The following is a 15,287-nucleotide window of genomic DNA, read 5'->3' as shown; positions in this document are numbered from 1 at the left end:
TATGGCAGATCCATTTGGTTTTTTAAAGTACCCAAGAGTAGAAAATCCTACCCGACCAGTGGCAGAACGAATCGAAGACTGGCAAGAATTACAGACGCCATTGCCTGAAAATGAGCGTCAAGAGCAAGCAGCACGCTGTATGAACTGCGGGATTCCTTTTTGTCATACCGGTTCTTTTTACGGGGGGCAACGAGCGGTTTCAGGTTGTCCCAATGACAACCTGATTCCTGAATGGAATGACTTGGTTTATCAAGGGCGTTTCCAAGCCGCTTTTGAGCGTCTTGCCAAAACCAACCCATTACCTGAAATGACTGGTCGTGTTTGTCCAGCTCCTTGTGAAAAAGGCTGTACCGAAGCACTGAATGGCTCAGGTGTCACGATCCACGACAATGAACGCTTTATTATCGATACTGCTTTTGAAAATGATTGGGTCAAAGCCTCGGGATTGCCTCAAGAAGCGACTGGGTTCAAAGTTGCCATCGTCGGCAGCGGACCAGCTGGTTTATCCGCTGCATGGCGCTTGAATCAACTAGGGCATCAAGTGACGGTCTATGAACGCAGTGATCGCTTTGGCGGTTTACTGATGTACGGTATTCCAAATATGAAATTAGATAAAGACGTCGTTCAGCGACGGATTGACTTGATGGCAGAGCTAGGCGTGACCTTTGTCGCTAATACGGAGATCGGTCGTGACTTGTCAGCAGAAGAATTGGCCGCTCAGTATGATCGGGTCATCTTGGCAACAGGAGCTAGTGTTCCTCGTGACTTGAAGATTCCAGGTCGTGAATTGACTGGGGTGCAATTTGCAGTCGATTATCTGACGGAAGCAACCAAAGATGTGTTAAAGCATGGCAAAGCGGCAACAAGTAAAAAACTTGCTGGCAAACATGTTATCGTGATTGGTGGCGGCGACACTGGAAATGACTGTATTGGTTCAGCGATTCGGCAAGGAGCCGCTTCTGTGCGTCAATTGGAGATCACGCCCCAACTGCCATTGACACGGACCGACAGCAATCCTTGGCCAGAATACCCAATGACAGCTCGCACAGGATATGGGCAAGAAGAAGCGGCTGAAGTGCTACAAACACAAGTGACGTATCATGGAGTGTCCACAACGGCCTTTATCGGCGCCGAACGCGGCCAGTTGATCGCCATCGAAACGGTCTCAGTAGATCAACAGTTTCAGCCGATCCCTGGCACAGAGCAAGTGATCAAGGCGGATTTGGTCTTGCTGGCAATGGGCTTTGTTGGTGCAGAGACCCAACTCTTCGATGCCTTTGGTGTGCGAGAAGTGTACGATGATTACACGACGAACAATGAACGAGTGTTAGTCGCAGGAGATGCCAAACGAGGACCGAGTTTAGTCATCTGGGCGATTCGTGAAGGACGCTTAGCGGCAGAAAAAGTCGATCAAGCATTACGATCGTTGGTGTATCAATAAGCAATCAATAAAAAACAACCTGAGCAGCTATTCCTCCTTCTGAATTAGAAGGGGAGCAGCGAAATGCTCAGGTTGTTTGCCTGTTAAGCGGTTGGTTCAGATGGATGGGGCTTAGACAGCTGTTCATTTTTTTCCATTGCTGCCTTCGGTAGGCGAATCGAAAAGACGATGGTTTCATCACGGCTTTCCGCCCAAATCTTTCCACCTAATGCTTCAACGATTTCTTTGGCGATCGGCAAACCAAGACCCGTCCCACCCGTCGCTGTTGCTCGGGAAGCATCCATGCGGTAGAAAGGCTCAAAAATCAAGCCGATCTTTTCAGCTGGGATCGTTTTTCCTTGATTGGTCAAACGAATCAGGATATCATCAGACTCGCTGATGGCTAATCGCAAAGGGGAGTTAGGATAGCTATAATTGATGGCATTGCGGATCAAGTTGTCAAAGACGCGTTCCATTTTCTCCGTATCAACGGTCGCAAAGACTTTTTTCTGTAGCTGAAGTTGCCAATGGAGGTTTTTTTCTTCTAACAGCGGCAAAAATTCAAACGTCAACTGTTCCAGCATCAAGCTCAGATCCGTGGTTTCAGTTTGCAAGGCGATCGTTGTAAGATTAAAGCGGGTGATTTCGAAAAATTCGCTGATCAATAGTTCCAGCCGTTGGGCTTTTTGCAAGGCGATCTTCGTATAGCGTGCGCGTAGTTCGGTAGAAAGCTGCGGTTCCTCTTCTAAAAGCGTCAAATAGCCGATCACACTGGTCAAAGGCGTTCGTAAATCATGTGCGAGATAGACGATCAAATCATTTTTTCGTTGTTCCGCTTCTTTGGCGGCTCGTTGATCCTGCAAGTTTTTCTCCCGCAACTGGTTCATTTCTTCTTGCACATCAATCATATTGCTGGAAAGAACGATTCGCTTCGTGGGTTCGGCAATCAGTTGGTTTGTGGCTTGGATCGTTTCATTCAAATAACTGATAGCTTTACTCATATAATAAATCGTTGTGCTCACCCAAATCAGTAAGGCCCCGATGGCTAAGCAAAGAAGCCAATAGTCAGCAAAAAGACGTAAAATTTGATAAATGGGTTCATAGCCATACCAGACCCTCATTCCAGCAACGAAGCGTACTGCGAAAGGAATGATGATCAAGATCGCCATCAAGATGCCCGTGGTGATAAAGTATTGGGTCAAGAGCTTGCGGATCAATGGACTTCTATTTTTCAATGATATAGCCGACCCCCCATACGGTTTTGATTAATTTCGGTTTGCGGGGTTGTTCGTTCAGTTTTTCCCGCAAACGGGCGATATGTGCCATCACTGTGTTATTGTTGTCTAAATACTTTTCTTTCCAAACTGCTTCAAAAAGGGTTTCCGAGGCAACGACCGATCCTTGGTGTTCAAATAAGTAAAGCAAGATTTTAAATTCGATGGGGGTCAAGAAAACCTCTTTGCCATAAAGAAAACATTGGTGGCTGTTGATTTTCAACAGTAAGCCTTCCTTTTCGTATTCTTCAATCTTCTGGGGATTCGCTGACTGGTTGTAACGCTGGTATCGCCGCAGCTGCGTTTTGACCCGAGCAACGACTTCTAAAGGATTGAAGGGCTTGGTCACATAATCATCTGCCCCAAGGCTTAGACCGGTGATTTTATCCAAGTCTTCCCCTTTTGCCGTGAGCATCAGTACTGGGAAAAAGTGGGTCTTACGAATTTGCTGCAGCAGCTGAAAGCCGTCGATATCCGGCAGCATCACATCTAAAACCGCCACGTCGACCGTTTCTTTTTCAAGATAAGCCAAAGCGCTCGTTCCATCATAAAAAGGTTCTACTTGGAAGCCTTCATTCCTTAGAAACGTCGTGACTAACTCCGCGATTTCTTTTTCATCATCAACAACAATTATTTTTTCTGCCATCCTTGATTCACTCCAACTATCTACGATCATTTTTCATTTACACTACCATTTACTCTACACCCATCATACCGTAATCGGTAAGCGAATGCATTCGTTTTCTACTTTGAACTAGAGGTGATGCGGGAACCTAGGCGGCTGATCAATTCGTTGGTAATGGTTTGTGCTTGATCAGCCGTAGTCGTCCAATCGCTGATTACTTCGAGCGAACTTTCGACTGCCAGTTCTGGATAGTCCGTTAAATCGATCAAGAGCATATCCATACAAACCAACCCAATCTGCGGGAGTAAAGCACCTTGATAAGAAAGTTGGAACCCTTGGTTTGATAGGGCACGTGGAACCCCGTCGCAGTAGCCGATGCTAACGATCCCGATGGTGGCTGGTCGATCAAAAACAGTGCCTAATCCATAGCCGATCGCTTCACCAGCGGCAACTGTTTTTTTGTCTACCAGTAAGGCTTTGAGTGTCAAAATCGGTTGTACGTTTATCTTCTGCTTCGTTGGTTCGTTCGGGACGCTCAATGAACCAGTTAGAAGAATACCTGGGCGTACATAATCATAGTGTTTCTCTGGGTAATTCAATATTCCGTAGCTGCTTTGCAGATGTGTCAGTCCATAGGCGATATTTCTAGCGGATAAGCCAGCCAACAGATCATCAAAACAAGTGATTTGGGCTTGTGTCCGCAAGATACTTGCCGTATCCAGCTGATCTGAAGAGCCTAGATGGGAAAAAATGCCCGTAATCTTGAGAGATGGCAAGGCGTAAAGTCCAGTAACTGTCTCAAGATCAGGTGCAACACCTAAGCGGTGCATACCAGTATCTACCGCTAAATGGCATTCGATCGGAATGCTTGTTTGGGCTAAAGCATGCCCATGGGCCTCGCTAACGATGGTTTGAATCAAGGAATATTGTTTCAGCTCTTTGGCACGTTGGGCAGAAGTGTACCCTAAAATCATTAAGCGACTTTTGATGCCAGCTCGCCGTAATTCAATGGCTTCTTCAAGGGTAGCAACGGCAAAGAAATCGACGCCGGCTCTTTCTAGGGTACTGGCGACCGTCTTCGCATCACAACCATAAGCATCCGCTTTAACCACCGCCATCACTTTTGTTGTTGCTGGGATCAATCGCTTGATTTCCTGCAGGTTGTGCAACAAAGCGGGGGCGGAAAATTCTTTGGCTGCTCGCTGCAAGTGAAGCGGCGTTTTTTTCGAAAACGGGAACAGCTTCTGCAAAGCAAAGAGACCTTGCACCACCCCAATGGTCAGTCCTAAGACCACGAAGAAATTGATCAGATTGTTTTGCAGCAAGGGCAGCTTTTGACTAAGAAAATGGGTCACTGCAATGGTATAAGGATGGAGCAAATAGAGCCAAAGGGACAGTCGACCCGCTTGTTTCCAGATTATGGGTGCTTGCCATTGCTGGATGATCGGAAATAAAAACAACAGGACGAAGGGCAAAAAAACATACATGCTGTCATGTTTCGGCGTGGTAAAGTGATGCAAAAGGTAACTTTCCAAAAGCAAGCAAATCAGACTGATCAGCAGATAACTATAGCGATGGGAAGAAGCTGGTTTCTTGGAAAATCTTCTGGCTAGTACCCCTAAGATCAAAAACAAAGGAGCAAAGAAAATGCCGTTGCGAGTTCCATCCAATAGTTGAAAAATCAGTGAATAGAGTGGTGTAATGGGTGTTTGTGCAGCCAGGCCAGACCAACTGTCCCCACCTAAACCAACCACATACAAACCGACAGCAATGAAAAACACCTGCTTGAAAGAAAGCCGTGTCAAGAGGCCCATCACTAGTAAACTGCCGGTAATGATCGCAGGAAAATACCAAAGATGGTAAAGAATGCCAGTGACCAACAATGTTTGGATAAGGGTGCCCAGCGGCATGTTCAACCCAAGCATGCCGCTGTACCAAGCAAGCGGCAAAAAGAGCAGTGTGGCTATGAGGTAGACTTGCAGCTGCTTTTTAATAAACTGCCAGACACGCTGTCTGGCAGGATAGCTGTTTTGGGTGGCTAAGTCGCTGAACACGTAATATCCGCTGATCATAAAAAAGAAGGGGACGGCAATTCTGAAGAGCGTCAACGTGATCAGGATATCACCGTCAGGCCATAAGCGGTGAAGAGGCAGACAGTGGATCGCCACCACCATCATCGCCAAAATCACCCGGAATTGCTCGATTCCTTGATTCTTCTTCATGCGAACTGCCTCGCAGTTTGTTCAAGGTATTGATGGTATTCTTCCAAGGTCCACTGTTGACTGGCGATGATTTGACTATGAGGCAGACCGACATAACGAAAATGCCATGGTTCATAGCCAATCCCTGTAATTTCCTGTTTGTCTGCGGGATAGCGTAAAATAAACCCATAGTTCATCATTTCCTGGGTAAATAAATCAGCGGCTGCGCTGTCACGAAATCGTGGGCAGATCAAATCATCCTGGCTGCCCTTTAAACCAACATCGATCGCTAAGCCTAACTGATGTTCACTGCAACCGGGCAACGCCACAAATTGTTTCGTATAGGCTAGCCCATTTTCTTTCAAGGAATATTCCCATAAATACCGTTGCTGCTTTTCGGTTCGGTAGCCATCTAATAAGCAGATCTCGTCTTCAAGCTTTAAAGCTTTGACGAGCCGTTCCCATTGTTTGGCTGCTTCTGGCTGCAAGTAAACCTCGTCTTCGCTGAAGGCAGCAAGGACTAAATGAGGGGGTTCTTGGTTTTTTTCTAACGGAAATTCTTTGCTAACTAACTGTAGATAGGGATTCATTTGACTTCCTCCTTTGCTAAGACAAGCAGTTTTTGTAGTAGTTCTTGATAGGATAAGCCGACCGCTGCCATCATGGCAGGATAGCGGGAGTGACTCGTAAAGCCCGGCATAGTATTGATTTCATTCAAGTATAGTTCTCCTTGATCCGTGACAAAAAAGTCGATGCGAGCAAGACCTTTAAGACCAAGACTACGATAGAGCAGCTGAGCTTGTTCTTTGACCTTGGTTTCAATCGTTTCAGGCAATGGCGCAGGGACGGTGATTTTGGCGCTGATCAGCTGGTACTTTTCTTCAAAATCGAAAAAGCCGTCTACTAATGAAATGGCGTCACAAGCACCGACAGTCAAAGAGTCGTTGCCCAAAATACCGCAACCGATCTCAACACCGGCAATATTTTTTTGTAGGAGCACTGCGGAACAATAAGTAAAGGCTTCTTTTAAGGCAGAAGCGATTTCTTCAACGCAGGTGACTTTAGTGATCCCTTTTGAGGAGCCCGCTTCATTAGGCTTAAAGAAAACTGGAAAGCCATGGGTCTGGATAAAAGCTTCGATTTGTTCTTGCTGGTTGGCTTGATTTGTCAAGAGAATCGTAGGAGCACTTTGTACGCCAATGGCTGCTGCAGCTTGATGCAGCAGCCATTTGTTCATACATAAGGCAGAACCTGCCACCCCGCAACCTACATAAGGCAGCTTCATCAATTCAAACAATCCTTGGATACTGCCATCTTCCCCATATTTGCCATGCATAATGGGAAATAAAACATCAGGTACCAACGTTTGCTGCTCTTCACTTAGCCAAAAGCCGTTTCCTTCAAATAGCGGCTGTATTTTCTGTTTATGTTTCGTATCCAACAACCACGTGTCTTGTCGGATGTTTTCCAGTTCTCCTGTATACAAGTACCAATCCATAGCATCTGGGGCGATCCCGATCAAAGAGAGGTCGTAGTCATAGGGAGATGATTGGAGTGCTTCGATTGCGCTAGTTGCTGAAGCTAAAGAAACGATGTATTCCGGTGAATTGCCTCCAAAAATAATGGCGATTTTTTTCATGTTTTTCTTCCTTCCGCTTTTCGATTCTTACTACATTCAGTCTATCAAGGAAAGAAAAAAGAAATTTGCGGGCTTACTGGTATCTTTCTTTTCTTTTTGTGATGAAATTCTGACGAATTTATGACAAAAGGAAAGCGACAGCTGCCACTCCTTTTACACCAGAAAGAAACTTGCCTTTGAAGTAGAAAAAGCTGCCATAAGATGGAGTGGAAAAAATAGTGAAAAAAGAGCACTCTGAAGGAAAGGGGGAGGCAATAGCAGGAACGGTGACACAAAAAAAGCACGCAAAAGCATGCTTTTTCTTTTTGATGAGGGCTTTTCGATTATTATACGATTCGCTTATTGTGCGTAATGCGCACGAGGACCACCAATATATTTGGGCCGTGATCCCAGAGCTGTGACATGGGCAGCGCCGAGGGACTTGATAGAGGGACGGATCGGGATTTGAACATGTTTGACATGCATGCCGATTGCTGTGTCGCCAATATCGATGCCAGCTTTTGCTACTATGTGCTCCACTTCCATAGGCTCATCGAACAGCTGGAAAGCGGCAACTGAGCAAGCACCGCCTGCATGCAACTGGGGCACTACTGCGACTTCTTCTAATTGATATAGTCGAGCCGTTTCACGCTCAACAGCTAAAGCCCGATTGAGATGTTCACAGCCTTGAACGGCTAAATGAATATTTTTGGGACGCAAGATCGCTCGTAGTGTTTCAACGATAACCATGCCTACTTCTTGACTGGAATTTTTGCCAATCAAGCCGCCCACGACTTCACTTGTTGAACAACCAAGGACAAAAAGATCATTTTCACCAACATTCGCTGTCGTAATGACTTCTTCAACGATCGTAGTTAAATCCGTTTTTAATTGATTGATATCTGTCATAAGAATCACCTTTCATTTAAAGAAAACTTTTTCGTGCGGCGCAAGGCATGCGTCAGGGGTAAAGCAACGATGCTGCCAAAGACCGTTTGGATCAAATTACTTGGGATCGAGGCGATCCCAGCGCCTAAACCGAATAGCAAAACCGTTGCTGCTGCATAGCCGGCGATCATGATTAAACTGCCGACAATGACGGCTGCTAGTGGCCGATGGCTCATTCTACCTACGATCCAGCCTTGCACACCATGGATCACGATGGAAAAGAAGGCCCATTCAGGGTAACCTGATAGAAAATCAATGATGCCGCCGCTCATTCCACCGACGAAGGCACCCGCGCTAGGTCCGAACAAAAGGGCCGAGATATAGATCCCTGCTTCACATAAGGTCACAAAGCCCTTCGTTTGCGGAACAGGAATGATAAAGGTCAAAGAAAGTGCACACGTGAGTGCCGTCAGCATAGCGATCGTCGTTAGGTTTCTTACTTTCATAGGTGTTCCTCCTTTTTAAAATAGGCGAGCTGATTGACGTTGCCAGAGGTACCTAAAGGCAAACCGTCTTCAATCCCTGCCCAAACAAATGCTTTTGCGGTTTGGATAGCTGCTTCCAACGAAGTGCCTTTAGCAAGCATTGCGGCAATCGCTGATGAGAGGGTACAGCCAGCACCGTTGGTTGTGGTTCGCGTACTTTTTTCTGCCTCAAAAACGGTAAATTGTCCTTCTTGATACAAAACATCATAGGCTGTTTCCCCAGTTAGTCGACTGCCACCTTTGATCAGAACATTTGGGGCACCAAGCGCATGGATTTTTTTTGCCGCCGTTTTCATCTCTGCTAAAGAGGTAATGCTTTGTCCAGATAAGTGTTGTGCTTCGAGCAGATTAGGTGTCACTAATGCTGTGTAAGGAAACAATGAGATCAATCCTGCTTGATAGGAGTGGTTAAAGGCAGTATCTCCTTCTTTGAAGGCGAGAACGGGATCGAGCACGATCGGTCCGGTAAATGTTTGTAAAAAATCTCGCAGCAATTCAATGATGGCCGTTTGATGAAGCAGCCCGATTTTGATTGCATCTAGGGATACGACCGAGCGCAGTGAATCCAGCTGTGCTTGGATCACAGGCTCAGGGAAATCATGGAACATAAGATCATCCTTGATGGCGACCACACATGTTAATAGGGCATGGCCAAACACCCCGAATTCCTCAAATGTTTTCAAATCAGCCGTCATGCCGCCACCTGCCAAACTGTCGAGACCGGCGATCGATAAGACTTGTTTCATGTCTGCTGCTCCTTTCATTTCTCATTTCTTTCTATTATAAACAGTCGGTAAAAAAGAAAAACGGCCAATTGGATGTTTTTTCCTCATCCAATTGACCATTTGCTTATTTCTCATTTAGTAAATCTCGCTCACGATACCATTCATCGGGACGCCAGATCCATTCAAAGCCATCGGCAGCTAAGAGATCATAGGCTGCTTGGGGGCCCATCGTTCCTGCGGCATAATTTGGAAAATCAGGTGTTTCTTGGTCCCAAGCGTGACGGATCACATCAACGATGCGCCAAGATTGGGCAACTTCATCCCAGTGGGTAAAGTTAGTGCCATCACCGTTCAAGGCATCTAGAATTAGTTTTTCGTAAGCTTCAGGGGTGTTTTCGACGATTTCAGTACTATTTCGGTAATCGAGCTTCACTGGCAATGTCTCAAACCCTTGGCCAATTTCTTTTCCGTTCAAGGAAAGAGAGAAGCCTTCCGTCGGTTGAATGTAAATCGTCAGCACATTCGGTGCCAAACTCTCGATTTGCTTTTGTTCATTCAGGTCTTGCTTAAAGACATTGACTGGGACTTGTTTAAAGACAATGTTGATGCGAGTGCCTTTTTCCGTCAACCGTTTCCCAGTGCGTACATAAAATGGTACGCCGGACCAGCGGAAGTTATCGATCAAAAATTTCCCAGCAACGAAGGTTTCCGTTGCCGATTCTTCATCCACATTGGCTTCTTCACGGTAGCCAACAAATTTCTTGTCTTCTAATTGTCCCTTATCGTATTGACCACGTACGAAGTGTTGTTTCACTTCTTCTTCGGAGTAGATACGGATCGCATTTAAGGCTTTGATTTTTTCTGTCCGTAATTCTTTTTCAGAAAAAGCCACTGGCGGTTCCATGGCTAATAAGGAAAGAATCTGCAGAATATGATTTTGGACCATATCCTTCAAGGCACCGCTCTTATCATAATAGCCGCCGCGTTCTTCTACGCCTAAGTTTTCTGCGATATTGATCTGAACATTGTCAATGTAACGATTGTTCCACATTGACTCAAAAATGTTATTGGCAAAACGAATCGCAGAAATATTTTGGATCATTTCTTTTCCTAAATAGTGATCGATTCGGTAGATTTCTTGTTCCGTAAAGACTTGATTGATCTCTTCATTCAATTCTTTTGCTGAATTATAGTCGCTTCCAAACGGTTTCTCGATGATCACCCGATGGTAGCCGTCAGTATCCAGCATTCCTTGGGATTTCAAGTGAGAAACGATCGTCCCAAAGAAATTAGGGGACATTGCTAAGTAAAAAATCTGATTGCCTTCTAAATGGTATTTCTGATCTAAGGTTTCCGCCAAATCCTTTAATGAATCATAATGGCTCGTATCTGTTACATCATGTGATTGGTAGTAGAAATGAGAAGCGAATGTCTCTGCTTGTTCTTGTGAGTCACTCAACTCTTTGATCGTACCCATCACCACTTCACGATAGTGTTCATCCGACCAAGGCCGGCGTGCAGTACCAATGACTGCAAAATCTTCTTTCAAATCGCCTTTTTTGTACAACCGAAACAAAGAAGGATATAGTTTGCGTTGGGCAAGGTCGCCCGTACCGCCAAAAATCGTAAAAAGGACCTTTTTTTCCATCATCTTCACTCCTTACAGTTTATCGACAAAAATCGTGCTGGCGGCTTTGTAGCTGACAGCAATTTCTTTTGTGTCATTTTTGATCGTAATCGGACCCTCGTATGCTGCCGCATCGATGATCTCGTATTCTTCATGAATATTCAATTTGATCGAAACGAGATAATCCAGCAGTTCTCGTTCGTCAAGGACACGGGCGATACGAATCTTGGTTCCTACCGGATAAGAACTCATGGTGTTTTTTTCGCCTTCGTGAATGAGTTCTCCTTGTTCAGGAATCATTCCCCCATGCGGGCAATACCGAGGATGATCAAGGTAGGCTTCTAAGCGGCTCGCCAACGTTTCTGAGGTGACATGTTCTAAAACTTCTGCGTCATCATGAACTTCATTCCATGAATAATGCAGGTGCTCTACAAGAAAGACTTCCCATAAACGATGCTTACGAATGAGGGCACTTGCAGAAGCTAAACCAGTTTCAGTCAACTGTACCCCTTGATAAGGTGAATGTTCCACTAAGCCTTCTTTTAATAATTTTGAAATCATTTCACTTACTGAAGCTGCTGAGACGTCCAGACCTGACACGATTTGTTTGTTATTGATCTTCTTTTGGTCACCACCAAGCTCTAAGATGAGCTTTAAATAATCTTCACGATTTGGTGTCATCGGATCCATCCTCTCTTATCAAAGACTATCAAAGTAGATTTTATCAAAAAAGCCAGCTGATTACTATGAAAAAAGCCGCCGGTTCTCAATATTCTATGTAAAAAGAAGACCGAGGGGAGCAACTCCACCTCAGCCTTTTTATTAAGCCCAATCACCATTGCGGAAGACAGGAACTGTGGTGCCATCTTCTTTGATGCCATCGATGGACATTTGGTCAGAGCCGACCATGAAGTCTACGTGGGTTTGGCTGCGGTTTAAACCAGCCGCTGCCAGTTCTTCTTCACTCATCTCAGTGCCGCCTTGTAAGCTGAAGGCATAAGCGGATCCTAAAGCCAAGTGGTTTGAGGCATTTTCATCAAACAACGTATTGAAGAAGATGATGCCAGATTGTGAGATAGGGGAAGGGTCAGGGACTAAAGCGACTTCACCTAAAGATTTCGCTCCTTCATCGATCGCTAGCAATTTGCCTAACACTTCTTCGCCTTGTTCTGCAGAAAAGTCCACGACTTTACCGTCTTTGAAGGTGAATTTCATGCCAGAAATAATCGTTCCTGCGTAGCTCAATGGTTTCGTACTTGAAATATAGCCATCGATGCGACGATTATCTGGGGCAGTAAAGACTTCTTCTGTCGGCATGTTCGCCATGAATTTTTCATTGCGGGTGTTGTAGCTGCCAGCACCTTCCCACAAGTGATTTTTTGGTAGGCCGATGATCAAATCGGTACCCGGTGCTGTATAATGTAATGCGCTGAATTGTTCTTTGTTCAATTCTTCTGCCTTGACTTGCAGCGTTTCATCATGTTTTTTCCAAGCAGCAACAGGATCTTCTTCGTAGATACGCGTCGTTTTGAAAATTTGATCCCAAAGCTTGTCTTGTGCTTCTTCTGGGGAAGCATCAGGGAACACTTTTTGTGCCCAATCTTGACCTGCAGCAGCAACAACGGTCCAGCTGACTTTGTTGGCTTGTGTTGCTTGACGCAGTTTCATCATCGCTTTACCAGAAGCTGCTTGGAAAGCGGCGACCCGATCTGAGTCAACGCCCGCTAACGCATCGGGATTGGCAGAAACGACACTGATGCGGCTCGCACCTTTTTCTACCCAATCTTCTGTTTGATCAATTTTGTGTTGAGGGATCGTAGACAAACGATCTTCAGCTGCATGCGCAAGAAATTCTTTTTGAACCACATCGTCGGTCCATTGAACGATTACTTCGTCAGCGCCTAGCTCATACGCTTTTTTTGTCAATAGTCGAGCTAACGGTGCTTGGTCCACGGCGATTTGGATGACGATGGTGTGCCCTTTTTGGACATTTACACCAACTTCTGTGATCAGTTGGGCATATTTTTCAAGGTTCTGATTAAAGTTTGGTAAAACCATTAAAATTCCTCCATTTATTCTAAAATTATAACTGTCTTCATGATAGCACTAAGTATTTTTGAAAACAAACGAAAAAGAGAGCAAAAAAACAGAGGTCTTCAAATTGAAAAACTAGAAACACTAGGGGCAATAATTTTAAAAGTTTTTTTGCAAACTTAAAAAAACATGATACAATAAGTAAAAGGTATTTCTGAAAGCGATGTATAGCAGAATTAAGGAGATTAAAAAATTATGGCAAGAAAGAAAACTATTACTAGAGACCAGATTTTAAAAGCTGCCTATGAAGTTGTCGCAACCGAAGGATTTACACGTTTTACCGCACGCAATATCGCAGCGAAGATGAAATGTTCAACGCAACCGATCTACTTAGAATTTAAAAATATGGATGACTTAAAAAATGCATTGATCAATCAGATTTACGACTACTTAGCGACAGAAGTTTTTCCAGTTGAAAGACGGGGAGATGTCATCGTTGACTTAACGTTAAATTATATTGGCTTTGCAAATAAAGAAAAACGATTATACCGAGCGCTATACTTAGAAGAGCATGGTGGTGGGGATTCCATGCAGCAGTTTTCATTTGACCTTTTTGTGAAATCAGTGAAAAAAGAACCAAAGTATCAAGATCTATCGGACGTGAAATTACAGTCCTTGCATACTGGTGTCTGGATCGTCGCTACTGGCTTAGCGGCATTGATGTCTTCGGGGATCATTCATCCCACAGAAGATCAGATTGCTAAGCTGATGACGGAAACCACCGATAATATTTTAGCAAGAGAAACACCCATCGATATCAGTTATCATTAATCAAACAAGAAAACCTCCGACAGAATCAAGTGATTTTGTCAGAGGTTTTCTTGTTTTATTCTGCAAATGCTTCCGCTAGCTTTTTGGCAAAGGCTTCTAAGTTTTGAATATCGTCTTCTTCCGCAGCCAAGTCGACCTTGACGCTATCTGCCCCTTTTGTTGCACCTGTCTTACTAAAGACGGCTTCAAAGTCATCGACGGACTTACAAAAGTCATCATAAAACGTATCGCCAGAGCCGCAGACCCCAAAGATTTTGCCACTTAAATCAAGTTCTTGCAAATCTTCGTAAAAATCGACGATCTCATCAGGCAATTCACCGTCACCGTATGTATAGGTTGCGACGATACAGATATCGGCGTCTTCAAACTCATCGGCATCCACTTGGGTACACTCATTCATTTCAACTTCCATGTCAAGATTTTCAAGGGCTTCAGAAACGATATCTGCAATTTCTTCCGTATTCCCCGTCATACTCGCATAGACGATTTTTGCTAAAGCCATGGGCTTTTTCCTCCAATCTCATTCCTATTCTCAAGGAAAACTCTCTTACAGATTATAGCAAATGCACGAAAGATTGAAAACAAAACTTGAAAAACTCTTTACAATGTCTGTGAATTTTGTAAAATAAGGGATTTCTATGGTAAAATAAGAGGAATTTAATTAAGGGAGACGAGAACATGATTACATTAAAATCTGCCAGAGAAATAGACCGCATGGCCGAATCCGGCGCGCTGTTAGCAGATGTCCACAAACAATTACGCAGCTTCATCAAACCTGGTATCACCAGTTGGGATATCGAAGTGTTTGTCAGAGATTATATTGAAAGCCATGGCGGAATTGCCGCCCAAATTGGTTTTGAAGATTACAAATATGCCACTTGCTGCAGTATCAACGATGAGATTTGTCACGGGTTCCCCCGAAAAAAACCATTGAAAGATGGCGATCTGATCAAAGTTGATATGTGTATTGATTTAAAAGGCGCCATTTCTGATTCTTGCTGGAGTTATGTGGTAGGAAACTCGACGCCTGAGATCGATCGTTTAATGGAAGTAACCAAAAAAGCGTTGTATCTAGGAATCGAACAAGCCCAAGTTGGCAACCGAATCGGTGACATCGGTCATGCCATTCAAACCTATGCGGAAAAAGAAGGCTACGGTGTCGTGCGCGATTTCGTTGGACACGGCATTGGTCCAACGATCCATGAAAGTCCGATGATTCCTCACTACGGAGAAGCCGGCAAAGGGTTACGTTTAAAAGAAGGAATGGTTATTACCATCGAACCTATGATCAATACAGGGACGTGGAAAATGAAAATGGATCCTAACGGCTGGACCGCCTATACTCTAGATGGTGGCTTAAGTTGCCAATACGAACATAGTTTGGCGATCACCAAAGAAGGGCCACGCATTTTGACTTCTCAAGGAGAAGAAGGAACCTACTAAATTTTGGCGGTAGGAGACTTCTGATTGTTACGTATGACAAAGAAAAAAAGGCAGAT

15 protein-coding genes are annotated in these 15,287 nt (G+C 44.5%); 3 read left to right on the top strand and 12 right to left on the bottom strand.

The genetic code is table 11. From position 1 onward, the window contains the following. The first annotated feature begins 1 nt into the window (after nt 1). The gene (locus ACTW1R_RS12070) at nt 2–1,441 is read left to right on the top strand and encodes a glutamate synthase subunit beta (protein WP_005228830.1); all 1,440 of its coding nucleotides are present in this window, start codon (nt 2–4) and stop codon (nt 1,439–1,441) included. An 83-nt stretch (nt 1,442–1,524) separates the two neighbouring features. Here the strand turns inward: ACTW1R_RS12070 and vanS are convergent, their stop codons facing one another. The 11 genes from vanS to ACTW1R_RS12015 form a co-directional block, all read right to left on the bottom strand. After that, nucleotides 1,525–2,655, bottom strand: a complete 1,131-nt coding sequence (gene vanS, locus ACTW1R_RS12065) for a vancomycin resistance histidine kinase VanS (protein WP_015510159.1) — start codon at nt 2,653–2,655, stop codon at nt 1,525–1,527. Continuing rightward, nucleotides 2,645–3,340: a vancomycin resistance response regulator transcription factor VanR-C gene (vanR-C, locus tag ACTW1R_RS12060; RefSeq protein WP_005228837.1), complete on the bottom strand. Its 696-nt coding sequence runs from the start codon at nt 3,338–3,340 to the stop codon at nt 2,645–2,647. The genes vanS and vanR-C overlap by 11 nt, the downstream gene beginning before the upstream one ends. A gap of 98 nt (nt 3,341–3,438) precedes the next feature. Beyond that, the gene (gene vanT / locus ACTW1R_RS12055) at nt 3,439–5,541 is read right to left on the bottom strand and encodes a membrane-bound serine racemase VanT (RefSeq protein WP_271812936.1); all 2,103 of its coding nucleotides are present in this window, start codon (nt 5,539–5,541) and stop codon (nt 3,439–3,441) included. Beyond that, nucleotides 5,538–6,110 carry a D,D-carboxypeptidase/D,D-dipeptidase VanXY gene (gene vanXY / locus ACTW1R_RS12050; protein ID WP_061053864.1) on the bottom strand — a complete coding sequence of 191 codons (573 nt, stop codon included), beginning with the start codon at nt 6,108–6,110 and terminating at the stop codon, nt 5,538–5,540. The genes vanT and vanXY overlap by 4 nt, the downstream gene beginning before the upstream one ends. Next, nucleotides 6,107–7,159: a D-alanine--D-serine ligase VanC gene (gene vanC, locus ACTW1R_RS12045; protein ID WP_271812934.1), complete on the bottom strand. Its 1,053-nt coding sequence runs from the start codon at nt 7,157–7,159 to the stop codon at nt 6,107–6,109. The genes vanXY and vanC overlap by 4 nt, the downstream gene beginning before the upstream one ends. Before the next feature lie 339 nt (nt 7,160–7,498). Next, nucleotides 7,499–8,047 (bottom strand): TIGR01440 family protein, encoded by a 549-nt coding sequence (locus ACTW1R_RS12040; RefSeq protein WP_271812933.1) that lies wholly within the window; start codon nt 8,045–8,047, stop codon nt 7,499–7,501. A gap of 5 nt (nt 8,048–8,052) precedes the next feature. Further along, entirely contained in the window at nt 8,053–8,532 is a 480-nt protein-coding gene (locus ACTW1R_RS12035) for an ECF transporter S component (protein ID WP_015510153.1), read from the bottom strand. Further along, entirely contained in the window at nt 8,529–9,317 is a 789-nt protein-coding gene (locus ACTW1R_RS12030) for a bifunctional hydroxymethylpyrimidine kinase/phosphomethylpyrimidine kinase (RefSeq protein ID WP_271812931.1), read from the bottom strand. The genes ACTW1R_RS12035 and ACTW1R_RS12030 overlap by 4 nt, the downstream gene beginning before the upstream one ends. 103 nt (nt 9,318–9,420) lie before the next feature. Next, a complete protein-coding gene (gene zwf / locus ACTW1R_RS12025; RefSeq protein ID WP_010749749.1) occupies nt 9,421–10,947 on the bottom strand; it encodes a glucose-6-phosphate dehydrogenase in 1,527 nt (508 codons plus the stop codon). Nucleotides 10,948–10,956: 9 nt separating this feature from the next. Further along, nucleotides 10,957–11,604: a transcriptional regulator EfaR gene (efaR, locus tag ACTW1R_RS12020; protein WP_015510150.1), complete on the bottom strand. Its 648-nt coding sequence runs from the start codon at nt 11,602–11,604 to the stop codon at nt 10,957–10,959. Nucleotides 11,605–11,745: 141 nt separating this feature from the next. Beyond that, nucleotides 11,746–12,981: an aminopeptidase gene (locus tag ACTW1R_RS12015; protein ID WP_015510149.1), complete on the bottom strand. Its 1,236-nt coding sequence runs from the start codon at nt 12,979–12,981 to the stop codon at nt 11,746–11,748. 231 nt (nt 12,982–13,212) lie between these two features. Here ACTW1R_RS12015 and ACTW1R_RS12010 point away from each other — a divergent pair, with 231 nt between their 5' ends. Further along, on the top strand, nt 13,213–13,788 hold the full coding sequence (locus tag ACTW1R_RS12010) for a TetR/AcrR family transcriptional regulator (RefSeq protein WP_005228861.1): 576 nt from the start codon (nt 13,213–13,215) through the stop codon (nt 13,786–13,788). A 55-nt stretch (nt 13,789–13,843) separates the two neighbouring features. Here ACTW1R_RS12010 and ACTW1R_RS12005 read toward each other — a convergent pair whose 3' ends face one another. Continuing rightward, the gene (locus ACTW1R_RS12005) at nt 13,844–14,290 is read right to left on the bottom strand and encodes a flavodoxin (protein ID WP_015510148.1); all 447 of its coding nucleotides are present in this window, start codon (nt 14,288–14,290) and stop codon (nt 13,844–13,846) included. Nucleotides 14,291–14,466: 176 nt separating this feature from the next. Here ACTW1R_RS12005 and map point away from each other — a divergent pair, with 176 nt between their 5' ends. After that, on the top strand, nt 14,467–15,231 hold the full coding sequence (gene map / locus ACTW1R_RS12000) for a type I methionyl aminopeptidase (RefSeq protein WP_005228863.1): 765 nt from the start codon (nt 14,467–14,469) through the stop codon (nt 15,229–15,231). The last annotated feature ends 56 nt before the right edge of the window (nt 15,232–15,287 follow it).

The organism is Enterococcus sp. R12, assembly GCF_058135755.1.
Note: the sequence above shows the minus strand (reverse complement) of the source record. Positions and strands in the feature narration are given on the sequence as shown.